This window comes from Gimesia maris (assembly GCF_008298035.1).
GTDB classification, from domain to species: Bacteria; Planctomycetota; Planctomycetia; order Planctomycetales; family Planctomycetaceae; genus Gimesia; species Gimesia maris.
Window position 1 is genome coordinate 1317308 of sequence record NZ_CP042910.1, and the last position, 23086, is coordinate 1340393.

The 23086-nt window shown below is 51.5% G+C and carries 21 protein-coding genes; 10 read left to right on the plus strand and 11 right to left on the minus strand.

Annotated elements, in window-relative coordinates; translation table 11 throughout:
• Positions 1-43: 43 nt before the first annotated feature.
• The 5 genes from GmarT_RS05070 to GmarT_RS05090 form a co-directional block, all read right to left on the minus strand.
• On the minus strand, positions 44-1411 hold the full coding sequence (locus GmarT_RS05070; protein ID WP_149302462.1) for an IS4 family transposase: 1368 nt from the start codon (positions 1409-1411) through the stop codon (positions 44-46).
• 766 nt (positions 1412-2177) lie between these two features.
• Positions 2178-2549 carry a hypothetical protein gene (locus tag GmarT_RS05075; RefSeq protein ID WP_002649843.1) on the minus strand — a complete coding sequence of 124 codons (372 nt, stop codon included), beginning with the start codon at positions 2547-2549 and terminating at the stop codon, positions 2178-2180.
• Positions 2550-2697: 148 nt separating this feature from the next.
• Positions 2698-3198 carry a DUF4145 domain-containing protein gene (locus GmarT_RS05080; protein ID WP_157159021.1) on the minus strand — a complete coding sequence of 167 codons (501 nt, stop codon included), beginning with the start codon at positions 3196-3198 and terminating at the stop codon, positions 2698-2700.
• A 252-nt stretch (positions 3199-3450) separates the two neighbouring features.
• A complete protein-coding gene (locus GmarT_RS05085) occupies positions 3451-4263 on the minus strand; it encodes a hypothetical protein (RefSeq protein WP_149302463.1) in 813 nt (270 codons plus the stop codon).
• A 137-nt stretch (positions 4264-4400) separates the two neighbouring features.
• On the minus strand, positions 4401-4919 hold the full coding sequence (locus GmarT_RS05090) for a hypothetical protein (RefSeq protein ID WP_149302464.1): 519 nt from the start codon (positions 4917-4919) through the stop codon (positions 4401-4403).
• Positions 4920-5211: 292 nt separating this feature from the next.
• Between GmarT_RS05090 and hisH the strand changes: the two genes are divergently transcribed.
• From hisH to GmarT_RS05105, 3 genes are read left to right on the plus strand one after another with little or no spacing between them, the layout of a single operon-like run.
• On the plus strand, positions 5212-5817 hold the full coding sequence (gene hisH, locus GmarT_RS05095) for an imidazole glycerol phosphate synthase subunit HisH (protein ID WP_002645983.1): 606 nt from the start codon (positions 5212-5214) through the stop codon (positions 5815-5817).
• Between the two features lie 36 nt (positions 5818-5853).
• Positions 5854-6594: a 1-(5-phosphoribosyl)-5-[(5-phosphoribosylamino)methylideneamino]imidazole-4-carboxamide isomerase gene (hisA, locus tag GmarT_RS05100; RefSeq protein WP_002645982.1), complete on the plus strand. Its 741-nt coding sequence runs from the start codon at positions 5854-5856 to the stop codon at positions 6592-6594.
• 33 nt (positions 6595-6627) lie between these two features.
• The gene (locus tag GmarT_RS05105; RefSeq protein WP_002645981.1) at positions 6628-7530 is read left to right on the plus strand and encodes a DMT family transporter; all 903 of its coding nucleotides are present in this window, start codon (positions 6628-6630) and stop codon (positions 7528-7530) included.
• On the opposite strand, the gene thpR is transcribed toward GmarT_RS05105, so the two are convergent.
• Both thpR and GmarT_RS05115 read right to left on the minus strand, forming a co-directional pair.
• On the minus strand, positions 7511-8083 hold the full coding sequence (thpR, locus tag GmarT_RS05110; protein WP_044237434.1) for an RNA 2',3'-cyclic phosphodiesterase: 573 nt from the start codon (positions 8081-8083) through the stop codon (positions 7511-7513). The genes GmarT_RS05105 and thpR overlap by 20 nt on opposite strands.
• Before the next feature lie 44 nt (positions 8084-8127).
• On the minus strand, positions 8128-10614 hold the full coding sequence (locus tag GmarT_RS05115; protein WP_002645979.1) for a Tex family protein: 2487 nt from the start codon (positions 10612-10614) through the stop codon (positions 8128-8130).
• 573 nt (positions 10615-11187) lie between these two features.
• Between GmarT_RS05115 and GmarT_RS05120 the strand changes: the two genes are divergently transcribed.
• From GmarT_RS05120 to GmarT_RS05130, 3 genes are all read left to right on the plus strand, one after another.
• Positions 11188-11886: a hypothetical protein gene (locus GmarT_RS05120; protein ID WP_002645978.1), complete on the plus strand. Its 699-nt coding sequence runs from the start codon at positions 11188-11190 to the stop codon at positions 11884-11886.
• 72 nt (positions 11887-11958) lie between these two features.
• Positions 11959-13452, plus strand: a complete 1494-nt coding sequence (locus GmarT_RS05125; RefSeq protein WP_002645977.1) for a DUF8689 domain-containing protein — start codon at positions 11959-11961, stop codon at positions 13450-13452.
• 226 nt (positions 13453-13678) lie between these two features.
• A complete protein-coding gene (locus GmarT_RS05130) occupies positions 13679-14632 on the plus strand; it encodes a tetratricopeptide repeat protein (protein WP_002645976.1) in 954 nt (317 codons plus the stop codon).
• A gap of 87 nt (positions 14633-14719) precedes the next feature.
• Here the strand turns inward: GmarT_RS05130 and GmarT_RS05135 are convergent, their stop codons facing one another.
• Both GmarT_RS05135 and GmarT_RS05140 read right to left on the minus strand, forming a co-directional pair.
• A complete protein-coding gene (locus GmarT_RS05135) occupies positions 14720-16126 on the minus strand; it encodes an aminotransferase class III-fold pyridoxal phosphate-dependent enzyme (protein ID WP_002645974.1) in 1407 nt (468 codons plus the stop codon).
• A gap of 92 nt (positions 16127-16218) precedes the next feature.
• Positions 16219-17499 carry a Gfo/Idh/MocA family protein gene (locus GmarT_RS05140; RefSeq protein WP_002645973.1) on the minus strand — a complete coding sequence of 427 codons (1281 nt, stop codon included), beginning with the start codon at positions 17497-17499 and terminating at the stop codon, positions 16219-16221.
• A gap of 168 nt (positions 17500-17667) precedes the next feature.
• Between GmarT_RS05140 and GmarT_RS05145 the strand changes: the two genes are divergently transcribed.
• The 4 genes from GmarT_RS05145 (at position 17668) to GmarT_RS05160 (ending at position 20801) form a co-directional block, all read left to right on the plus strand.
• Complete coding sequence (locus GmarT_RS05145) at positions 17668-18402, plus strand: GntR family transcriptional regulator (protein WP_002645971.1); 735 nt, start codon at positions 17668-17670, stop codon at positions 18400-18402.
• 191 nt (positions 18403-18593) lie between these two features.
• Positions 18594-19613: a sugar phosphate isomerase/epimerase family protein gene (locus GmarT_RS05150; protein ID WP_002645970.1), complete on the plus strand. Its 1020-nt coding sequence runs from the start codon at positions 18594-18596 to the stop codon at positions 19611-19613.
• 121 nt (positions 19614-19734) lie between these two features.
• Entirely contained in the window at positions 19735-19974 is a 240-nt protein-coding gene (locus GmarT_RS05155) for a Trm112 family protein (protein ID WP_002645969.1), read from the plus strand.
• A 26-nt stretch (positions 19975-20000) separates the two neighbouring features.
• Complete coding sequence (locus GmarT_RS05160) at positions 20001-20801, plus strand: class I SAM-dependent methyltransferase (protein WP_002645968.1); 801 nt, start codon at positions 20001-20003, stop codon at positions 20799-20801.
• A gap of 227 nt (positions 20802-21028) precedes the next feature.
• Here the strand turns inward: GmarT_RS05160 and GmarT_RS05165 are convergent, their stop codons facing one another.
• Positions 21029-21922: a DUF1559 domain-containing protein gene (locus tag GmarT_RS05165; protein WP_002645967.1), complete on the minus strand. Its 894-nt coding sequence runs from the start codon at positions 21920-21922 to the stop codon at positions 21029-21031.
• Positions 21923-22079: 157 nt separating this feature from the next.
• Positions 22080-22706 carry a hypothetical protein gene (locus GmarT_RS29395; RefSeq protein ID WP_187782342.1) on the minus strand — a complete coding sequence of 209 codons (627 nt, stop codon included), beginning with the start codon at positions 22704-22706 and terminating at the stop codon, positions 22080-22082.
• Positions 22707-23086: the final 380 nt, after the last annotated feature.

Genomic DNA, 23086 nt, shown 5'->3' on the forward strand with positions numbered 1-23086 from the left:
CCACGCAAAAAAAATTAGCCGCTGGGCGTTAGCCTAATGGCACTTACTTTAGATCAGTGTGTTTCAATTTCTCTGGGGGCTTTTTTCTTTTTTCGAAATGGTCTCTCTTTGAACGTTTGGCGTAGCATTCTCTTTTTACGCTTCGGTTGGCAGCGCGATTGGGTAGTTTATCTTTGGTCGCGTAGAACAGTGCTCGCTCGAAGGATTCACGCCATGATTCTGGCTCAGTGTGCAGGTGCTTCAACAGGAACGTTTGGAATGTTGTCCAGGTTCGCTTAAAGCTCATCCGCCGCGGAGCAACCTGATTCAGTTCAGCCGCCTGTCTGCGGAATTGACCAACTAAATTGTAGGCAACCACTGACGTATACAGCTCTTTCAAAAACGTGTCTACCTTCTTGGCGCGAATGTTCTCGGTGTCTAATACGACCTTCAAGTTACGGATATCAACTTCGACATTGACCCTTTGATTATAGAGGTTGCTCAGGATGGCAGCGTCTTGCGACAGGCTGGTAACGCAATACAGCGTCAAGGTTTCATTGACGATGATTTCGTGCAATACAACAGCCAGCGAAGCGTCCCTGGGGAGCCCGGGTTGTGTTTTACGGTTTTTGGGGGTCGGAGTCCACTGGTGTTGGTAGGTCTTATGTTTTGGGCTTTGCGATACGAGTTTTGCTTTGGCTCGAAGTGACTCAAAGTTTAACTTCTTCATGCGTAGAAAAAAATCATGCCCCAGGAGTTGTGCCTGGTGAGCAACGCCAAAGATCCCAAATCCTGCATCAGCCATGATGATCGATTCGTCTGGCAGGCAGTGCATGCCATTTCGGGCAAGTTCCGTTTCTGAAACCGCTTCAGGTCCATACATGGCCCCCAACTGTGGCAGCAAGGCACATCCACTACTGAGCTCGTGAAAAACGGTCAGATTGACAACAGGCCAGACACTTTCACCGTGCTGATTTGAGGCGGGCGGAAATTTCGTTTGTAATTCTTTTTCCGGTGCTAATGTGATCGTGGTTCCATCGAGTAAAAATATTTGACGACCGTCCAGCAGGGTTTCAGATTGCCCGACGATGGCACGAGTGATTTCATTGGAAAACCATTTCACAACATCCAACGGCAGTTCGCTGCGAGCCCGGCTGTATGCTGCACTGTTGGACGAGAGTGTACCCTGGCTTAATCGTTTGTTTTCAGGAAGGTAGTCAGGTTGATTTTCAATCAGATGCTTCACCGCCGCTTCGAGTGAGGCATCTGGTTTGAGGCGTTGAAAAATCAACATCCACAGCACAACACAGGCGGTATAGATTGCATTGGGTCGCCTGGGATGCAGCTGATCGGCTTGGCGTAAGTCCACCAAATCTTTAAGTTGTTCGAAGGCACGATCGAATTCAAGAATCTGTTCCGGTGATTGTTTCACAGCGTGATTACTCCTGGCAAATTGGCAGTCTATTTTCAAGAATAGAATCCTGCGCAAATCCCATGCCAAACGGCTGGGGTAACCAGCTTAATTTAAAGTAAGTGCCATTAGGCGTTAGCCCCGGTTGTATCACGAGATGCGTATAAACCGCAGCTATGGTCTTATGGCTCATGGTGTTTACAGTAGTGTGCCAGAATCGAAAACCGCTCCTGAATACATTTCAGGATTCTGTTGCCGTATTAGAGTTACGCTTGTTGCCAGGTTAGTGAGCCAATTTGTCCAAATATTCTCAGTAGATCTAATAATATATCGTTGGGGCAGTTTACCTCGGTTACGAAAAACAAGGATGTAGCACCGTGGTGATTAGTATCAACGAAAAAATGGAATCCGTGGTATTCAAAACGAATGTGCCAGATCGAGCTCTGATCTGCGGGTGCATCTATACTGTGAGATTCGATGTTGAGTCGTTCTATCTTTTTGAGATGATTTATGGTTGGTTTGAGATTAAAGTCCGGTGAGTCAAAAAATAGTCGACCCAATTCTGAACCGAAGTTTTCATCTCGCAAATCGTCGGTAGACAGGTTTGTTGGGGGCGTCCGGCGTTTCATAAACTCAATCCGATATAGACTAAATAGAACAGAATACAATTCGTGCGAATTAATTCAGATTCATGTTCCGGTGTCCTTGATAATGTCAGCGATTACCAAGTCCGGATGGTTGAACTTCTATTCCAATCGGTGGACATCTTTTTAATCTTCTTTTGGACTTATCCACTAAAAAAACCGCTAATACCGTTTACGAAAGTTCCTATACCTATCAAGTAGGGGCCAAATATTTGTTGTATAACCAGGTCACTTTTTCTTTGCGCTTCTATTCGCTTCTTTTCTTCCGCAGTTGGCGGCTCTTTTAAACCATCCCTAATCAACAGGTCATCAAAGTAGAGGTTGGCGATCCACTGAAAAGGACCAACCCTTAAAACTGGAAGAGCCATTAGAATCACACCATAAAGTGCTAGTAACCCACCAAATGCCCCCCATACCACTGAATTAGGATAACTGGATGAAAAGTAAAAAAATGCACTGAAGACAAAAAGGGATATTAAAAAAATTAATGCCATTCTTTTCTCATTTTTACGCATAGGTTTTATCCGATTACTATGTACTTAGTATTTTTTGGTAATTTACCTTAGACGTATAACGTCCAAAAACATCAGGTTGCCGCCAGCGACGTTGATTTCAAAATACGCCTCATCGATGGCTCTCGTTCGCCGCTCCTTCGAATCCGTTTTATCTCCCCGGCTTCTTTCGATTCATCAGCCTCTTAAGTAGTTCGGGCTGATCGTAGACTTGAATCAGAAGGTGTTCGAGGGCTTCGATGCACTCTTCAATCAATTTGAGCGGCGGCTGATCGAGTGCGTGGGCGGAGTCATTTCCGAGCCTTCGTAGTTGGTGCAACACCTTTGACTGATTTTTACTGATAAGACCTTTCATCCACAAACCGTTAATCTTTCCTTCAAGGTTACTTCGAAGGACGATTTTTCCTGTAGCCCTCTCGCGGACCAGCTTTCCCTGATCGGTATAGACTTTCCCCTTGAGAATCTTCTGGTCGAGGCAAATCCCCTCAATCAGTAGCCGAACTCCGGCACCCGCGAGTGTAGATAGCCCGTCGTTGAACGCCGTGATTGTTTGACGGTAGACCGAGTCCACTGGGCTGCCGAAGTCCAATTCATTGAAGTTGCGCGGCTCGCGTAAGGGAGAGTCATGTTTGCGTGGTGGCCAGTACGTCACTTGGGAGTCACCAGGATCTTCCGAAAACCAGCTGGTCTCCCGGAGCGTACCCCTCTGGCACCCATTACACTCCATCAAGTCGTAAGTTGCTCCCGCACTAATGTCTCTGTCTTTATCTTCCCAGTAGGCTTCAAACGAACCGCGAATTGTGTGTCGTGTAAATCCACAACGTACGCATGGGATCTCCTCGACTTGGCCGACACGCTCTTTCGACATCTGCTTCCCCGTTTTATTTACCAATTGTCTAATGTTCTAAAAATGAGCCGGAGTCGTCGGCCCAAAAAGTTCCGTGCCAGACGCCGTCAAAATATCTAGTTTATGTAGATTCTCTGGCGTTGTATCAAGTTTTGTTATTGTGAAATTGCTTCTCTTTCCCGCGTCTTTAGCTGAACCGCCTAGGTGATAAATTTGGTCATCGCATCGCATCCATCGATCGTGATTCGTCGGTTCGACCACTAAGCGGTACTTCGATGATCCACGCTCATTCGCGTATAGTCTAGAGATATCCAAAAAGGATTGGTATTCAGGGCTGTTGTTCCGTTCTTTCGTGATGAGGACAACCTCAACTGAATCTGGCAATCCATTCAAGTACCGATGAAATAAGCCTGCAGCCATGTATGGATCGGCCCAAATTAGTTTCTGCTTGGTGGCTTCGCAGAACACCTTAAGCTTGCAATAGGCTTGAAATGGTGAGTGAGCTTCTAAGACTTCGGTTTCAATTTCCGTCGGTATGGATAGGATGAGTCGCGTTGCTTCAGTTCGAACAGCTTCCACGGATTCCTGGAGTTCGTCCGTTTGATCGCGTTTTCCATTTAGTTCATTTCCAAATCGTGTAAGGCAGTTGTGAATAGTATTCCACTCATAGTCATACAGGTGCCCTGGTTCAGAGCGAGTAAACTCCATCACGCTATTATAGTAGCTAGTAAGATCAGAAGCGAATTTTGCACATGCACGTGACCGGGTCTGGGGGGTTTGCCGATCTGGATAGTCGATCAAATCTTGAATGGGGCGTAGAAGTAGTCCAAGTTTGTAGATCAATTCAGCTTGTTGTTCCTTACGATTCATAATGTCTCAGTTTGTGATCAAAGTAAACATTGCACATGAAAGTCACAAATCACTAAGTTGTCCCTAGTGACGTTGATTTTAGATACATTCCAACCAACAGACTTGGTTCATTTCTTTGTAGTCTGGCTGATACTAGATTATGCTTCATTATCAGTTTCATCGTCTGAAAGATTGGGTTTCGGGAGCGCCTTCCATCTCATTGGCTCCCCGTCATTGTGAACGGTAGTAGGGGTGTCACCAAGGATAACTTGAATTTGTGCCAGCGGAGTGCCATCAGGGATACCGTGGAGCCAGAACTCTTTTATAGTTGCTGCACGTTGAGCTGCTCTTGTTCGTTCTTGCTCAAGATCTATCACCTCGCGAGTAAATGTGATTTGCTGTCGCTGATTAAGGTGATGGCAGAGAAGAGAACCGAGAATGCCAAAACCTCCAATGACCATGCCAGTAATCGCAATACCTTGGTTGATGCCGAAGAATCCGCCTACTAACGACGCGGTAAGGATAGCGGCAGAGAATGCGGCGGAATATCCAGTGTAGTCATCATTGAATCGGTTGCGGGCTTCATCAACCACAGATGCAACACGTTTAGAGTGCTCCTCGAAATGCTCCACGTGTTTATGAAGGAAGGATGATGTTTGCCAGTCAAGTTTTGCCATTATGTTATGTTCTGCCTCAATACTACTGATAAACAGATTAAATCCAGGTTGAATCTACCAGTATTTTGTATAGTGTCAACCAGAATTCACCAGAACCTGTATGCACAGAAAAAACATTCAACTCAGACCAGGCGGGCGTAAAAACCGCTGAATCAGCCATTTTTGGGGGCATCATTCACAAAAACGGGTGGAGAGACTAGAATCGGTCGCACGTACTGAACTTTGCCGGGGCGGATGTGTCCTCTCCCTGTCGCGGTACGCCTGAAATTGAGACCTTAAATTAGAAACCACTATGATTACAATTGTCGATTATGGAATGGGAAATCTGCGGAGCGTCCAGAAGGCCTTTGAGAAGGTCGGGGCGGAAGCAGAGATCTGTGCCGATCCGGATAAAATTGCCAAAGCCTCCAAACTGATTCTGCCCGGCGTTGGTGCCTTTCGCGATGCGATTCAGGCACTCAAAGATCAGTCGCTGGTCGAACCGATTCTGGAACATGCGCAGTCCGGCAAACCCTTTCTGGGTATCTGCCTGGGGTTGCAGCTGCTGTTTGATGTCAGCTACGAGGACGGCGAATACGAGGGGCTGGGCCTCATCCCCGGTAAGGTGGTTCGCTTCGAAGATCAACCCGGTCTGAAGATCCCCCACATGGGCTGGAACCAGATCGAACGGACCGCCGAACACCCGATCCTGGCAGGCATTCCTGCTCACGAACATTTCTATTTTGTACACAGCTACTACGTGGCCCCCGATAACGCAGCAGACGTCGCCGCCTATACCGATTACGGTTGCCGCTTCGCTTCGATGGTTGCTCGCGATAACATTGTCGCCTCTCAGTTTCACCCTGAAAAAAGTCAGAACGCGGGACTCAAACTCCTGCAGAATTTTGCTTCCTTTTAAAACCACCACATCAGCGAAAAGAAAGTCAGCTCAGTTATGGAAATACTGCCCGCCATCGATATCCGGGGAGGCAAATGCGTGCGTCTGCGACAAGGCGATTACGGACAGGAAACCGTGTTCGGCGATGATCCGACCGAAATGGCCCGTCGCTGGGCCGACGGCGGTGCGCAGCGTCTGCATCTGGTCGACCTCGACGGTGCCAAAGCCGGGCAGCCTGTGAATCATGAAGTCGTTCGCAAGATTGTGGAAGCGGTTTCGGTTCCCTGTCAGATGGGGGGGGGTATTCGCGATGAAGCATCCATACAACTCATGCTGGATGAGGTCGGCATCGACCGCGTGATCGTCGGAACCCAGGCACTCAAAGACCCGCAGTGGTTCAAACAGATGGTGCAACGTTATCCCAATCGTCTGGCACTGGGGCTGGATGCCCGCGATTCCAAAGTCGCGACAGAAGGCTGGCTCGATGTTTCGGAAACCTCCGCCATCGATCTGGCGAAAGAATATGTCGGCGTTGAACTGGCGGCGGTAATCTACACCAACATCGCTAATGACGGCATGATGCAGGGCGTGGATGAAGGGACCATCCAGGATATGATCGCGCTGGCCGAACTGGGGCTGCCTGTGATCGCATCTGGCGGCGTGACAACGCTGAAAGATGTTTCGCGACTGGCAGAAGTCAGCCGCACTCAACCTAAGCTGGTGGGAGCGATTATCGGTCGCGCTTTATACGAGGGAACCATCGAAGTTCCCGCCGCCATTGAAGCCGCCGGTTCTTAACATTTCCAGCAGGGCAGGATCGGAACACAGTGTATGACCGAAGACGTCGATCAGGCTAAGCTGTTACGTGCGCGGTTGCTGGTGCTGCTGGCATCGGTGCTCTGGAGCCTGAGCGGCGTGTTCATCAAGTCCCCGCCGTTTCAGTCGATTCCCGAAGCCGACCGCGGGCTGATCCTTGCCTGTTATCGTGCGTTTTTCGCCGGGCTGTTTCTGCTGCCGTTTGTGAAATTTCAACATGTCCGCTGGCGTCCCGCTCTGATTCCCCTGCTGATTGCGTTCGCATCGATGAACTTCCTGTTCGTGACCGCGATGACGAAAACCTCTGCCGCCGCCGCGATATTTCTGCAGAATACGAGCGTCGTCTGGGCCATGCTGTTCGGCTTTCTGTTTCTGAAAGAACGCATCGAAGCGGGTTCGATTCTCGCCATGTTTATTGTGCTGGTGGGCATTTTCTGTATTGTCGTCGGCGACTGGTCGGGCGAAAACTTCGCCGGCAACCTGATCGCGCTGCTCAGCGGCATTTCTTATGCGCTGGTCGTGATCTTTTTTCGCGTGTTGCGCGATGAGCATCCGGCCTGGCTGGTGGCACTCAGTCTGCTGGTCTCCGCAGCGGTCGTCGCGCCCTGGGTGATGGCGCTGGGAATCTCATTGACCTGGCTGCAGTTGTTTCTGATCGCGTTGCTCGGCGTCGTGCAGATGGGAACGCCTTACGTGGTCTTTTCCCACGCGGTTAAAACCGTCAAGTCGCAAGAAGCGGCGCTGCTGGTGTTGACCGAACCGATTTTGAACCCGATCTGGGTCTGGCTCTTCTGGGGCGAGACCGTGTCCCTGCATACGCTTATTGGTTGTGCACTGATCATTCTGGGGCTGCTCGTCCGGTTCCTGTTCTTCCGACCCAAACCACTGCCGAAGCCGATCAACGCTGAGGCAGTTTGACCGTCTGCATTTCGTGATAGCGGGCCTGCGGCGTTTTGAGTTCTGACTGGAAAAACTTGATCGTATCCACAATCACTTCCCCCCATTCGGCATGCTTACGATCCCGCAGGATGTCGAACAGTTCGTCGGCAGGTTTGGCTTTGACGCGGGCTAGTGTCAGATGGGGATGAAAACCTTTTCGCTCGCGGGGGTAGCCCAGCTTCTGGGTTTCTTCTTCCAGGTATTCGACCATTTCCAGCAGGGCCTCTGCATCCGAGATGCCGGCCCAGATGACGTTCGGATGGTCTTCCCGGGGAAACGCGCCCAGCCCTTTGAAGGCCAGTTTGATTCGCTTGAAGCGGCTGCGCATCTCTTTCAGAATTCTGCTGACGGGCATGATGTCTTCCAGTTCCGTCGGTCCGAGGAACTTCAGCGTGATATGCATCTGTTCGACATCAATGGGTTTGACAGCCGGTGCCAGCTTTTCCAGGCGGGGCATCAGCTTTTTCAGTCCACGGGGAGGCTGGATGGGAATGGCGATAAAGGTGCGTGTGCGCTGATTGGTATGCATCATGGTTCAAGGGGTGAGCCAGCAGAAAAGCAGGGGGAGAAAACTCCCTATTTCTTCTTCTGGTTCCAAAGTGCTTTCAATTGATCAAAGCCCTGCAGGGGCTTTTCTCCGGTTTTCATTTCGTCAGTCAGCTTGGGAAGCGGACCTTTATTTTTAGCCCGTTTACGATTCTGGTGCGGCGGCTTTTTCTGCTGATGGCCTGTGTTGTTTCCGCTGTCTGCTGTTTTTTTAGCGGATGCTGTTGCCGGCTTTGCTGTTTTCGCTGATGCTGGTTTCTCAGCAGGTTTGGTGGGACGTTGTGCTTTTTTGGGCTGACGATCGGTGCCCGGTCTGATCAACGTCAGTGAGACCCGCCGCCGTTCCAGATCTACACCCAGGACCCATGCCGTGATCACATCACCGACCGAGACAAACTGGTAAGGATTCTCAATGAAGTGGTTTGCCATTTCGCTGACGTGAATCAGGGCGCTGTCTTTCAAGCCGACATCCACAAAGGCACCGAAGTCGACCACGTTGAGTACCGTGCCCTGCAGTTCCATGCCTTCGGTCAGTTGTTCCAGTTTGAGCACACCCTGTTTGAAAATGGGGCCGGGTAAATCCGCACGGGGATCGCGACGGGGACGGACGATGGCCTCCAGAATATCCTCCAACGTGGGCAAACCGATTTTCAGATTCTTACTCAGGCCCCCTTTATCGATCTGTCCGACTTTTTCAATAATTGAGGCACGATCCTGGGCCGACGACTTCAGGCTGTCGGGGGGCAGTTCCAGTTGCTCGAATACTTTGTAAGCGTGTTCGTAACTTTCGGGGTGAATCCACGTCGAATCCAGCGGTTCGCTTCCCTGGTCAATTTTCAGGAAGCCCGCCGCCTGGGTGAACGTCGCTTCGCCGACGCCTGCGACATCCAGTAATTGTTTGCGATTCTGAAACGAACCATGTTTTTCGCGCCATTCGGTGATCCGGCGGGCGATTAACTGATTCATGCCGGAAACGTGACGCAGCAGCGAGGCGCTGGCGGTATTCAGATTGACGCCGACGTAATTCACGCACGATTCAATCACTTCGTCCAGCGACTCTTTGAGCCGCTTGGAATTGACGTCATGCTGATACATGCCGACACCCAGATGCTGAGGATCGATTTTCACCAGCTCACTCAGCGGATCCTGCAGGCGGCGGCCAATGGAAATCGTACCGCGAATCGTCGCATCCAGATCCGGAAATTCTTCGCGGGCGACCGGGCTGGCCGAATAGATGCTGGCACCCGCTTCATTGACAATCAGGTAGCGGGCCTGGGGCAGGTCCTGCTCAATCATCTCTGTAATGATCTCTTCTGTTTCGCGACAGGCGGTTCCATTGCCGATCGCCACCAGCTGGCACTGATGTTCGGTCATGACTTCCGCCAGTTTTTTGCGGGCGAACTCTTTTTTGTCAGCCGAACCCGTCACGTACACCAGGTCTGTCGCGACACAGTATCCCAGCTCATCAAGAACCGCCAGCTTGCAGCCGGTTCGTAAACCGGGATCGATGGCCAGAATCCGCTGTCCCTGCAGGGGAGGCTGCAGCAGCAGGTTTTTCAGGTTCTGTGCAAAAACGGAGACCGCGTGTTTCTCTGCTTTTTCTGTCAGTTCGCGACGGATTTCACGATCGAGACTGGGCTGGATCAGTCGCGAGAGCGCATCGTTAATCACTTCGGTCAGAAATTCATGGAACCGATGTCCGTTGAGATTCAGGTGACGGGCAATCGACATGCAGGCGGAATCGTCGGCCCATTCAAAGCGGACCCGTAACGCGCCTGATTTCTCGCCGCGGTTCAGCGCCATCGTGCGATGGTGAGGAACTTTGACCACCTGTTCCGAGTAGTTGAAGTAATCGCGATATTCCTGCCCGGACTCTTCCGCTTTTTTGGTGGCATTCACGGTCAGTTTGCCGGAACGCCAGGCGATCTTACGCGAGATCTCACGCACGTCGGGATCTTCGCCGATTTTTTCGACCAGGATGTCGGCGGCACCTTTCAATACATCTTCGGTGGTGCGGGCGCCGTCTTCCGCCTTGGTATATTGTAATGCGGCGTTTGTCAGATTATCGATGCTGGCATCGCCGGCCCAGATGGCGTTGGCCAGTGGTTCAAAGCCGTGCTTCCGCGCGGTTGCGGCACGCGAAGTACGCTTGGGACGATACGGGCGATACAGGTCCTCCAGGCGCTTGAGTGTATCCGCTTTTTCAATCTCGGCTTTCAGTTCGGGAGTGAGCTGCTGCTGTGCTTCTATCAAGCGCAGGATGGTCGAAGCCCGTTCCCAAATCTGACGTTTGGACTGCACGCGCTTCTGGATATCGCGGATCTGCACTTCATCCAGATTGCCCGTCCGCTCCTTGCGATAGCGGGTAATGAAGGGGACGGTGTTTCCTTCATCCAGCAGCGCAATGACATTCAGAATCTGTTGTGATGTGAGATTCAGTTCCGACGCAATCTGCTCTGCGTCTCGCTCAGAGAAGCGGGCGCTGGAATCGTTTGCTTGTATCTCAACCGCATCCATTTCGATCTCGATTCGTTTCGGTTACAGGACCCGAAAACTGAGTCTGGAAATTTGATAAGTTACAGGATCTACTTTTCAGTTACTTAAGAATAACCGTTTTGAGAAAAAATAGAAATGGTCTTGTTACGACACAGGTGCCAGAGGCAGGAGCGCTTCTGTCCCGGCTTTCGAAAGTGTAGTGGTAGTGACGACACATTAACAGGCTCAGGCAACCGAAATTCGAGTGGCCAGTACGTCCGTTTGACAGGGCAGGGTTTATTAACTCTGTTTTCAAAGAGTTCGGTTGCGGTGCCGTATCGCGCAACTGCCTGGATTCTCTCACAGCCGCTGAATGCAGGTGTTCTAGAGAACGATTGTATTTGCATGCGGACCGCGGATAGCCATGCGGTAACAGCTGTAAATTATCTCTCTTATTCTCCCGTTAGAATCGTTTTTCTCGTCAGGACCAGACCTGCCTGCAGCCGATAATTTGACAAAGGACTGTCGCAACAGAGGTCTGTTCTGACTTGCGCAAATCAATCTTTCGTGAAGGGTCTGGCGATTCCGGCACGATCAATACAGGGGGGAGATGGCATGGCTACTGCCGTCAAAATGCAATCGTATCTACTTATCGTTTTTGCAGTTAGCCTGATGAATGGCGTGACGGCGGAAGCAGGCTGGCCCTGGTCCAGTGCCACCTGTTCGGAAGACAATTCCAAGGAAGCCAAATGGGCCGAACGGGCCTCGCGACCGGTGGGCTCTCGACAGAAATACAAGTTCGGCGAACTCTGGCCTCCTTACCCTCGCCCCACCGGACCGAAACAGCATTACTGGAACCGCTATCATCATGCCCACTACTGGCCTTATCCCTATACCTGCCAGGACCGGGCATACGTAGCGGATATCATGGACCGGCAGATTCACAATGGCTGGACCGAACAGAATACACTGTATGCTTACCACTTCGACAAAGATGGTAACAAGTTGACAGAAGCCGGTTTACTGCATCTGCGCTGGATTATGGAACACGCACCGGAAGAACGTCGCATGATCTTTGTGCAGACGACCAACAATTCGATCTCCAGCCAGGAACGACTGGCCAATGTCCAGTATGCAGCCTCCGAGATGTCTGATGGACGAAATGTTCCTTCCGCCATGTTGCGGGTCAGTCCGACCTATGGTCGTCCGGCACGTGAAGAAGATATGAAATACCGCGCCTACGTTGGTTCGATTCTGGCTCCCCGGATTCAGTATACGACAGGTGGCGGGTCGGCAGCCAACGGAAGTAATTGAAGTAGATATCTGCTTTCTGCCGATTTCGATTTTTTCTCTCTCAACAAGTCAGCTTGAACGTAAACTGCCATCATGATTGATCGCCCTGGTGAAGATGAATCAAAAGATGCCTCCGGGCAGGCATTCCGGGAAACCGACTCACAACATGATTTGAATGACCTGTATAGTGATCTGTTTCCCGGATCGCAGGCAGGGGAGTGGAAGCAACCGGAAAAAAAAGCAAATGCTTCTGCCGCTGCAGCGAAACAGGATCATTCCATCCCGGCCCCCAATACGCTGGAGCAAACAGGCCTGTCATTAAACCAGCTGTGCAATCTGGTGTTGAAGCAGCTGTATCTGCAGGGCAGTGCCCTGGGGATCGAAATCTCGCGCAGCGCCCATCTGCCGTTCACCATCATTGATACAGCGCTGGTGTTTCTGAAAGATGATAAATGCATCGAAGTCACGTCCGGCAATCTGATTGGACGTTCTTCGTACCGCTTCAATCTGACCGAGTTGGGACGGATTCGGGCGCGGGAAGCATTCGAGCAATGCCGTTATGTGGGGCCGGCGCCTGTGCCTTTAGACGCGTATGTCAAACAGTGTGCCCTTCAGACCGTGGTCGGGATCGACTGCACTCCGGAGCGGCTCGAAGCTGCCTTTTCCGACTTCATTATTCGAGAAGGGCTGCTGGACGAACTCGGACCAGCGGTCTGCAGTGGGCGCTCCATCTTTATCTATGGTCCTCCGGGTAATGGTAAGACCTTAATTGCCAAAGGCCTGGGACGTTTTCTGAATCGGCAGGGGGGAGAAATTTATATCCCTTACGCGCTGCAGATGGAAAACAGCATCATCACGCTGTTCGATCCAACCATTCATCAGACCACCGACGATCTGGAACTGCAGGATCGGGCACCCACCGATCTGCAGAAGGGGAGTCGGATTCCGGAAATGAAGGACTGGGCCAAGCCCGAAACCGACCTCCGCTGGAGACGCATCAGACGTCCTGTTGTGATTACCGGCGGAGAGCTCAATCTGGAAATGCTGGACCTGCGTTACAACAAAGTCAGCAACTTTTATACAGCGCCCCTGCACATCAAAGCCAATGGGGGCGTGTTCCTGATCGACGACTTTGGTAGACAACTCGTCAGTCCAAAAGACCTGTTGAACCGGTGGATTATGCCGCTCGAAGACCGGATTGACTACCTGACACTGGCTACCGGAAAGAAATTTGCGGTTCCGTTCGAACAATTAATCGTCTTTTCAACCAACCTCGATCCGAAGGAACTGGTTGACGAAGCGTTCCTCAGACGCATACGTCATAAGATCGAAATCACTGCCCCGCCTCAAGATGTGTTCACAGAGATTGCCAGACTCTGTTGTCGGCAACGTGATATTGAATATGACCCAGTTTTTGTAAATTACCTGTATGACAATTTCTACAAGCAGGGAAAAGCGCCCCGATCGAGTGACCCGCGAGATTTACTGGAGATTATTCAATCAATTTGTCGATTTAAAGGAAAGAAACCCGTTCTATCCGCTGAATTAATTTCAGAAGCAGCGCAACGTTTCTTCTGTCAATTATAAAGTCCTTTCCCGAATATCTTTTTCAGACTGAAATGGACCAGACTGAAAAAGCAACCTGATTCACTCATGATCACTCGTTTCTAATATGACCGTTTCAGCAATATCCGTGTGATATCACAGATAGGCTGTAATCGGAACTGGCAGAATTCAAAGGCGTGTTCTTTTGAGCGTCAAGTGAGAAGTACTCATATCACGTCTTACAAGTGGACCTCATGGAGGTAATAAAATGTCCGGATTATTAACCAAACAGACATGGATGGCTGTCATCACCTGTGCCTTGCTTTTATGTAACGGCTGCAGCTCGATGCGGGATAAGTTTGTCGCAAAATCAGATGAAGCACCCACGACATTGAAAGACAAAATCTCTGTCGCGAAAAACAAACTTAAAGACCCGGATAAATTCTATGTGACTCACGGACAGCTTCAGGAAAAAATGGGAGATATGGATTCGGCCCGCAATTCGTATGAAGTTGCGCTGGGTGAGAATCCCAAATCGGTCGAAGCCGTACTGGGACTGGCCCGCCTGGATCAGGTTGCCGGTCGCAAGATCGAAGCAGAAAAAGGATTCCAGAAAGCACTGGAGATGTCTCCCAAAGATCCCCAGGTGCGTGCCAGCATCGGTCAGTTCTATGCTGCTGAGAAAAAATGGGATCAGGCAATCGCCCTGCTGGGTGAAGCCAGCAAAGCAGCACCTGCCGACAAAAATATCCGTTATCAACTGGGAATCGCGATGGCTTCTGCCGGCGATTACCAGGCAGCCATGCCTCACCTGATTCGTGCGGTCGGTGAAGCGGAAGCACACTATAACATTGGCTACATCTTACGGGATCGTGGAGAACTGCAGGCCAGTGAGTCTCAGTTCCTGCAGGCCGTACTGCTCAAGCCGGAATTCAACGAAGCTCAGTACTGGCTCGATGAAATCCGCCGCGAAAAAGAAAACCGCCTGATGCTGGCCGGTGTCTCTTCCGATGCCAGCGCCGGTCTGAACCAGGGAGCAAAACAGGCTTCCTATTCACAGGCCAAACCCAAAAAGACAGCGGCTGTCAAAACCCGGGCCCAGGTAAGTGGCATGCAGGCAGCGAATGTCTCGCCCTCAGCAAGTACCACACAGACAGCGAAGGCACCTGCGAATCTGACTGCCGAACAGCTGGAGCAGTGGCGCAACCAGCGACAGCTGTAATCGTTGATCGAGACAATAAGTCATCAATAAAAAACAGGCCCCGAATGAATCCGGGGCCTGTTTTTTTAATTCGAACTTCAACGCTGCTTATGCAGATGCAGTCGCACCCTGCAACTGTTCAGCCAGTTTGACGCACATGCGATTTAGCAGCGCGATCGAGGCTTCGGCTTCGGCTTCGGTCATCGTCATCGGCGGGCTGATGCGTAACACGTTTCCAGCCAATGCACCCAGCAGATGGATGCCATCGCCGTCCGTTTCACCCAGGTAGCAGGTCTTCACCAGCTCAATGGCGACTTCCTGGCTGGTCTTGCCACCCAGCTCGGCACACTCGATCCCGAAGACCATGCCTTCGCCACGCACTTTGGCGATGATGCCGGTTTCTTTCAACGCATTCAGTCCATCGATATACAGCTGGGACAGTTTCTGGGTGTTGTCCATCACATCAGTCCCTTCGAACTCATCCAGAGTTGCCAGTACGGCGGCAGAAGAGAGCGGGTTGGCACTCCAGGTGTCAGACGCTTCCCCGTATTTCAGGCTGGCAATCACATCGTTGCGACCGACGGCAGCGGCGACAGGTACACCGTTCCCCAGGCCTTTACCCAGGACGACAAAGTCCGGTTCGATCTGATATTTCTCGAAAGCGTACATGCAGCCGGTGCGACCGAAATTGGCCTGGACTTCATCCAGGATCAGCATAATGTCATGGGCACGGCAGAAATCCTGCAGCACTTTGTGATAAGCGACCTGAGGATGATAACTGCCCCCGCCACCCAGGTAAGGCTCGGTAATCAGGCAGTTGATCCGTGTACCATATTCGGTCCACATCTCTTCCAGTTCTTTCTGATAGACAGAAACGTCAAGCGTATCATCGGCTTTGCTGATGTCATCGCATTCCGTGCGGGGAAAGCTGATGAACTTCACGCGTGGATCACGGTCGGCATCGGTTTCGGAACCGGTGACAGCGCCGGCCAGACCTTTTTTCCCGTGGAAACCATAGCGAGTTGCCAGAATGATATCGCGTTCCGAATCACGATGCAGACAGGCCCAGAGTGCTTTCTGGACGGCTTCCGAACCGGAGGCGGCCCACATGACTTTGTCGCAGCGATTGCCACCTTTAAACGATTGAATACTGGCAATCAGTCGTTTGCTGGCTTCGGTTTCAATCGGAGTGACGGCGTTATAAGCAGTCAGGGTAAGAGCGTCGAAGTACTCGCCTTCTCCTTCACCAGTTACATGTTCCGGTTTCCAGCCCATGTAATCGCTGAAGCGTTTCATCCAGCTGCGGGGATTGTGTCCCAGGTTGGCCACCAGTACGCCCGATGTGAAGTCGTACAGCCGACGTCCTTCCGGAGTCCAGTGGTAACAGCCGGCGGACTTCGCCAGTACAGCCTGGCTGGGGGTAAAGGTACGTAGTGCCAGTGGCTCGGTCTGAAACAGATCGTCGCGGACGGCGTTGGATTGATTTTCATTGTCGAAGTGAATGGCTGTGGTCATGATTTTCTCTTTTACAAATCAGGTAATGAACAGTTTGAATGAAGTTGAATCAACGTCAGAATGGTTCCGAAGTGATTCGCATGATTTTTTACTTACACGGTTCCGTCGTAAAGGACTTCTGCCTCGTCCGAACCGGGACGATACAGGACAAGTCCGCCTTTTTCATCGTTTACACGCACGACACAGTCAGGATCGCCGGCAGCCTGGTGTTCCAGAATCGCTTCCAGAGCCTGCACGGTGGCGACCGTCTGGCGGTCGGCGGATAAATCGTTGTAGCCCAGCGAGCGAATCTTCTCGAGTCGTGCCTGACGCTCTGATTCAGGGCCGCCAAATTCGATCTCCGCGACTTCTTTGGCAAACTGCTCAATCACTTCAATCCCATATCCACGCTGCGAACGTTCGTTCCAGGGTTCGATGAAGGTCGCATTGAAGTGGTTGTTCATGGAGTTCTTGAGCTCAAACGGCGTTTTTTCTTCAACCGTACATTCCACACCACGCTTGCGTGAATGGCCATTCCATAAGCCGTTGTCGAAACGGAAAGAGACTTCCTGTTCGACGTAGCCGGGGAAGTTGTCTGGAGTAACCCAGGATGTATGAATATCGAAGGCAGCTTCACGGCCGGAATCGTATTCGTAAATCATCCGCAGCTGGCAGCTGTCCCAGGTGGGGCCATCCTTGTCGCCGACCAGGCCGCGCTGACCAGTGGCTGTGACTGTCTTCAGTTTTCCGCCGAACGTGTAGTCGATCAGCTTGATGTAGTGGACGGCAACATAGGTTCCAGGGTTTCGGCCGGTAATCCACTGCGCGAACTGTTTGCCGGAAATCGCCTTGGGCTCCAGCAGAGAACAATAGCCGCTGTTCACGTGCTTCAGGATGTTGTCATAGACCAGTGTCCGCATCTTTTTGTGATCGGGATCGAACAGTTTGTGGTACACCACCTTGGCAGTGACATTATTTTTATCAGCCAGCGCGACCAGCTCGTCCAGTTCCTGCAGTTTGAGGACAGACGGCTTTTCCACAATCAGGTGTGTGCCCGCTTCCAGCAGTCTTTTACAGGAATCGAAGTGACGGTCGTCGGGAGAAGCAACGCAGGCGAAGTTCAAGCCGGTCGATGTCATCTCTTCGATCGCGTTTTCGCCAGCGAAGCTCTGGAAGCCACCCACTTTGTCACCACGTTCTGCCAGATACTTCTCCGCCCGTGACCCAGTACGGGTCGCGACGGCGTCCAGGGAAACCTCAACCGGGCCCGTGGATCTCTGGTAAAGTGCTGTTTCATGAACCGTTTCAAAGAAAGGGCGATAGGTTTCGTCGACAATCATGCCGAATCCGACCAGGCCGGCTTTCAGGGTTTTTTCGTTTCCCGCAGAACTCATAGTAGTATCCCTAAGTGAATTCAAAAATGTTTGGTTTTATGGGTGTGGATTTCAGTTTTATTGCTATAATGAGCAATATGTTGCTGTGGAATGTGTCCGTATGGCTCAAAAGTGAATTCACTTTATGGGTCGGGAGCAGAATTGTCAAGCCCTTGAATCGAGATTCATGTGAAAAAAGAGATCTCTTTATTAACGGAACCTGAGGAACAGGAACTTCAGCAGGAGGACGATAGTCTATCCCTGGTGGATGAGGTCTATCAGAAGCTGCTGCTGCGGATCATTCGTTGTGAGCTACCTGGCGGATCTGAGCTGAAAAGTACGCGTCTGGCCCGGGAAATTGGCGTCAGCCGTACCCCTGTCGTGCAGGCTCTGGCCCGTCTGCAGGCCGATGGGATCGTCATTCAGCAGAAAAATCACCGCGCGGTCGTGCGGGAAGGGGCGGAAAACTGGCTGGTCGAAATCCACGAACTGCGTCTACTGCTGGAGCCGAGTGCCGCAGGCATGGCTGCGCAACACATCAGTGAGGAAGAAATCACACGTTTGCAGGAGATGGCGGCGGAAGTCAAAGCCTGTCAGCAACAGTATGAAGACGGCGATCAGTCAGCCGAACACCTGCAGAAATGGGGAACCGCTTCCCGTTCCTTCGATTATGCACTGCATCTTACCATCGCTGATCACTGTGGAAATCTCCCTATTTCAGAGGCCATTCATAAATGCTGGAGCTACAAACGGGTTTCGTATTCCGCAGCAGGGGAAACGCCGGAGATCATGACCCGGGGACTGTATGATCATCTGGTGCTGCTGGATGCGCTGAAACAGCACGATGCCGAGACTGCTGCCGCCGCGATGACCATGCATCTCAGAAATGCGTCCCGTATGCGACCTGATCGTTTGATTGTGTAATCACGTTCCTGCTCGCTTTAAGGAATGATTTGTGAAATGAACTTGAAAAAGAGACGTCGAACTTCGCGTAGCTCTTGAAACTTGACCCGAACCTGTCAAAAATGACTCCCGCACAGTCCATGCCGCATGCATCAATGCATTGGACTCTTCTCACTCGCTTACGATTTAGATTTAAAAGGCAAACATCCGTCATGTCAGATAACCCACGCGTGATTTTAAGTGCTTTTGCAGATGAAGCAGCAAACCATAAAACGGCCGTTGAGCAGATGGTAGCACTTTCGGCATTAGGACTGCGCTATTACAGCCCCCGGTTTATTGATGTGAACAGCGATGGCAACATCAAGCATGTGGTCGATCTGAATAAATCCGAATACAAGTCACTGCTCAAACTGCACGACGAGTATGGCATCAACGTGACCAGCATTGGTGCCCGCGTGGGTAAGATCAAACTCGTAGACAAAGACGATGGCTCACACAATGTCTTCGTCCCCTTCAAAGAGTACCTGAAAAAAGAAGTCGCCAACACCATCAACGCGGCGACGACCCTGGGAACCAAACTGATTCGCGGTTTCTCATTCTATCCCCCCAAAGGCGAAGACCCCAAACCTTACATGAACCAGGCCGTGGACCAGATCGGCCAGATTGTCGACCTGTGTGCCGCGGAAGGTCTTGTGTACGGTCTTGAAATCGAACCCAACCTGATCGGGGAAACCGGCCCGCTGCTGGCAGAACTGGCCCGCAAAGTCAAGCGGCCGAACATGGTCACCATTTATGATGGCGGTAACATTGCTGCTCAGAATAAAGATGCCATGCAGTGCCTGAGCGAATTCAACGACATGAAGAAATCCATGGGCTGGCTGCACATCAAAGATTACGCCGTCGATAACGATCTGGAATGGACGGGAGTCGTCGATGAAGAACGCCTCAAGAATTTCGTGCCCGCCAACGTGGGTGACGCCGGTCATGAATTCGTTCTGCGTGAACTACGCGAGATGCTTCCCAAAATGGAAAAGAAAATGAAGAAGCTCGGCGTGCCGGGTGTCTTCCTGGAAGTCGAACCCCATCTGAAGGGGGGCGGACAATTTGGCGGCTTCAGCGGTCCCGATGGAATCGGTGTGGCTGTCCGGGCGCTCTGCTCTGTGCTGGATTATGTCGGCATCGACTATGATCTGCGAACTTTCAAAGATATCCAGGAATTGCGTGGTTTCTAATTGAGAGGTACAGACAGTCTGAGTGGGTTGCGTGTTTCAGGAACGTCAGCTTGATAAGAAAACTGTCGATTTGCTGTCTCAATCGCTACAATGAAGTGAAAGTTGTTCGAGAGTAAAAATAATGTTATTTGATCCACAGCATCTGCAGGATATTATTGCCTGTCCGAAAACCAAGGCGAAACTGATCTGCGAAGGTGAGTTTCTGATTTCTGTCGATCCTGAAACACGACTCAAGTACCCGATTAAAGATGGAATTCCAGTGATGCTGGTTGACGAAGCCGTTGAAGTCCCACAGTCTGAGTGGGCCGAGATCATGCAGCGTCACCAGCGGAATCCTGAATCAGGAGAACTCGTCTCCTGAAACGTTTCCCCGCCTGAGGAGCTCTGATGAGAACTGCGTCGAAGAAATTCGTGTCTGAAAACTGTTTCATCGGAATTCTCACTTGCCTGCTGATGGTGTTGTTGCAGACATCCTCTCTGCAGGCAGACGAGCCGGCGTCGGAGAAGTCGAAACCAGCAGACGAGAAAGACCGGTATTTTTATAACCTGCGCGATCACGATCGGAATGGGATCGGCAAGTTTTACCTGGGGCGGGAAATCGCCCGCGTGATGGGTTACCAGGGTGCGCCCTGGCTGGAGCGCAGGACCCGCGAGCAGGAAGAACGACTCTCACTGCTTCCCAAAGCACTCAAGCTCAAACCCGGTATGGCGATTGCCGACATTGGTGCCGGCAGCGGAGTGATCTCCGTGATCCTCGCCGAACATGTCAGTCCAGGCGGGAAAGTCTATGCCGTCGACGTGCAGCAGGAGATGCTGGATCTGCTGGATAAGAAGATGAAGAAGCAGGGGGTGGACAACATTGTGCCCGTGCTGGGCACACAGAAGTCACCGGGCCTTAAACCCGAGTCCATCGACCTGGCGATCATGGTCGACGTCTACCACGAGTTCGAATTTCCCTATGAGATGATGCAGGAAATTTCCAAAGCCCTCAAACCCCAGGGCCGCGTTGTGCTTGTCGAATACCGCAAAGAAGATCCGGCCGTTCCTATTAAGCTCGTCCACAAGATGTCGGAGACCCAGGCCAAAAAAGAGGTCGCCCGGCCAGAACTGAATCTCAAGTGGAAAGAAACCATCGGCATTCTGCCCCGCCAGCACATTCTCGTCTTCGAAAAAACCGCAGAAGAATAAACCTTTTCCGCAGGCGGTCATGCTCCAGAACCGGGTGGCCTCGAATGCAATTCGAGGTTGTCGCAGACAACAGGAAACTGCCAGCGTCGCGTTTCAAGCTCAGTGCAGAGTCTCGAATTCGATCAGGTTCAATTCCGGACCGCTGTGGTCATATAAGACTAAAAAAGAAACAGGCTCACACCACCTTGATGTGAGCCTGCATCGTTTCTCCTGTTAACTTGTGAGAATCAATACTCGCCGATCACCTCACCGCCGGCAATCGTACCCAGTGCGTTGTAAAGCCCGAAATCGATGCTGGAGCCGATCAATCTGACCGATCCATCTCCCAGCAAAAACTGCGCGAACCCCACATGCGGAGCTGAGACATCGCGGTCATCACTGGCCGGATTGTTGGGGACATGACCTGTCTGAAACAGGATCATATGCCCGTGGTCATCGGTGGCATCGGTAATTTCACGGACGGCGCCGGCCCAGGTGGTCTCGTATTCAAAATGGTTTCCATGAGCGGCACCATTTCTGAATACGCCGTTCTGCCGTTCTCCCACACATAGTGTATTGGAGAGACCGTCGATCACATCACGGGGGCGTGTCGAACTGTTGCGGCTGAACATGCCCGCGCGTTTTTCCTGTGTCGCATCCAGATCGGGAGGACCGAAACTGGCAACATAGCAGCCCATGGCATAACGCTCGGCAGCACTCCCCATTTCGATAAAACCGTTTTCGGAAACCGGATCGGAGGGACAAAGCAGGCCCGGAATCTGACGTTCGCGGGGAACCAGATTCACGGGGCTGAAGATCGGTTCTTCCAGGTCAAACTGGTTGTACAGATTGGCCTGATCGATCATCGGCAGAATCATTGTCACCCAGCCAAAGCCGGACTGGTTGCCACTGGTTCCCGGCTTATATACATAACCGGGGGGATAACAGCCGTGGGTTTCCTGGTAATTGTGCAATCCCAGGCCCAGCTGTTTCAGATTATTTTTACACGAGAGTCTTCTGGCTGCTTCCCGTGCCTGCTGGACGGCAGGCAACAGTAAGGCAATCAGAATGGCGATGATGGCAATCACCACCAGGAGTTCAATCAGAGTGAACCCCCTGTAAACAAAACGTTTATTTTTCATGGAAAGGTATCCAACTTTCTGACAGAGACACTCGCTCAGTCCGTAAAATTTGCGCGGACAGAGATCGGTCTCTGAAAATCATTCGAGTAGAAAATGGGCGCAGCAAAATGCATACGCACTTTGACCGGAATGTCGCACGTGGACATTTCAGGGCGAATTACGTGAATGAGACAGAAAGTGGAGTTTCAGGGGGGGGGACAGGAGGCGCTTCTGCCAGCCATTCATAACAGCAGGCGGTGAGAGACAGCAGCGAGAACAGACCCTGTTGCGCAGGCATCCGGTTTTTGTCAGGGGGCAGGACCGAGTTCCAGCCCGCATACAGTTCCGCAAGGATCTGACCCCAGGAGACTGATGTGAAGAGTGGTCCGGTCGATCGCCTGGTCTGATGCCCGTGGATTCGTGGTTCTGAAGGCTCATCGCCTGGCTGTTCCAGGCTGGTGACAACAGTCGCTGGTTGGCTCTGAACTGAATCCACATTCAACGTGAATTCCCACCAGAGCAGTGAAACGTGAATGTGTGTCTGGGGAATGCCGGAAGCAGCCGACTGAGGGGAATGCGCATGCCCCTGATGACTGTGGGAATGGCTGTGTCCATGCGAATGCGAATGGCCGTGGCTGTGCGAGTGACCGTGGCCGTGTGAATGATTGTGACCGTGTGAATGGCTGTGGTCCACATTTCCAGCTGAGTGCGTATGTTCCACCTGAACCTGCAGGCTCTGGAGGATCATCCCCAGCAGCCCCAGGCTTGCCAGGATCCAGGCAAGTTGACGAGACAGGTATCGCATTACAGTTCGACGATAATTCTCGCGAGAGGCAAAATCAATGATTGCAAGCCGGGAACAGATCACCTCTGTTCAAATAAAGAGCGAGCGCCAGCAATTCTTTTTGCTGGCTTAATGTTCAGCGTTTGGTGCAGCCAGGCGGGAGGACGGTACTTTACTGGAGTAATTTGCATTCAATTTATCCCTTAAAAAGAGGGGTTTTATAACGGATTGACCCATTTTTCCCTTCCCTGTATACTCCGCCGCGGTTGAGTATCAAATATTTTACAAACCAGTACTCTCTTCAGTTGGGAGAACTGTAAACAGGAACGTGCTCAAAGAATTCGGATACAATAACTCTTCCGCGCTCTACGGTAGCCTGTATTTCAATGTGCATCAGGTCC

Excerpts from the sequence above, each read along its gene's own strand:
- GmarT_RS05135 (WP_002645974.1), bottom strand. The coding sequence starts at position 16,126 with ATGACCACAGCCATTCACTTCGACAATGAAAATCAATCCAACGCCGTC.
- hisA (WP_002645982.1), top strand. The coding sequence starts at position 5,854 with ATGGAAATACTGCCCGCCATCGATATCCGGGGAGGCAAATGCGTGCGT.
- GmarT_RS05120 (WP_002645978.1), top strand. The coding sequence starts at position 11,188 with ATGGCTACTGCCGTCAAAATGCAATCGTATCTACTTATCGTTTTTGCA.
- GmarT_RS05160 (WP_002645968.1), top strand. The coding sequence starts at position 20,001 with ATGAGAACTGCGTCGAAGAAATTCGTGTCTGAAAACTGTTTCATCGGA.
- hisH (WP_002645983.1), top strand. The coding sequence starts at position 5,212 with ATGATTACAATTGTCGATTATGGAATGGGAAATCTGCGGAGCGTCCAG.
- GmarT_RS05125 (WP_002645977.1), top strand. The coding sequence starts at position 11,959 with ATGATTGATCGCCCTGGTGAAGATGAATCAAAAGATGCCTCCGGGCAG.
- GmarT_RS05165 (WP_002645967.1), bottom strand. The coding sequence starts at position 21,922 with ATGAAAAATAAACGTTTTGTTTACAGGGGGTTCACTCTGATTGAACTC.
- GmarT_RS05075 (WP_002649843.1), bottom strand. The coding sequence starts at position 2,549 with ATGCGTAAAAATGAGAAAAGAATGGCATTAATTTTTTTAATATCCCTT.
- GmarT_RS05105 (WP_002645981.1), top strand. The coding sequence starts at position 6,628 with ATGACCGAAGACGTCGATCAGGCTAAGCTGTTACGTGCGCGGTTGCTG.
- thpR (WP_044237434.1), bottom strand. The coding sequence starts at position 8,083 with ATGATGCATACCAATCAGCGCACACGCACCTTTATCGCCATTCCCATC.
- GmarT_RS05150 (WP_002645970.1), top strand. The coding sequence starts at position 18,594 with ATGTCAGATAACCCACGCGTGATTTTAAGTGCTTTTGCAGATGAAGCA.
- GmarT_RS05090 (WP_149302464.1), bottom strand. The coding sequence starts at position 4,919 with ATGGCAAAACTTGACTGGCAAACATCATCCTTCCTTCATAAACACGTG.
- GmarT_RS05085 (WP_149302463.1), bottom strand. The coding sequence starts at position 4,263 with ATGAATCGTAAGGAACAACAAGCTGAATTGATCTACAAACTTGGACTA.
- GmarT_RS29395 (WP_187782342.1), bottom strand. The coding sequence starts at position 22,706 with ATGCGATACCTGTCTCGTCAACTTGCCTGGATCCTGGCAAGCCTGGGG.
- GmarT_RS05115 (WP_002645979.1), bottom strand. The coding sequence starts at position 10,614 with ATGGATGCGGTTGAGATACAAGCAAACGATTCCAGCGCCCGCTTCTCT.
- GmarT_RS05155 (WP_002645969.1), top strand. The coding sequence starts at position 19,735 with ATGTTATTTGATCCACAGCATCTGCAGGATATTATTGCCTGTCCGAAA.
- GmarT_RS05130 (WP_002645976.1), top strand. The coding sequence starts at position 13,679 with ATGTCCGGATTATTAACCAAACAGACATGGATGGCTGTCATCACCTGT.
- GmarT_RS05140 (WP_002645973.1), bottom strand. The coding sequence starts at position 17,499 with ATGAGTTCTGCGGGAAACGAAAAAACCCTGAAAGCCGGCCTGGTCGGA.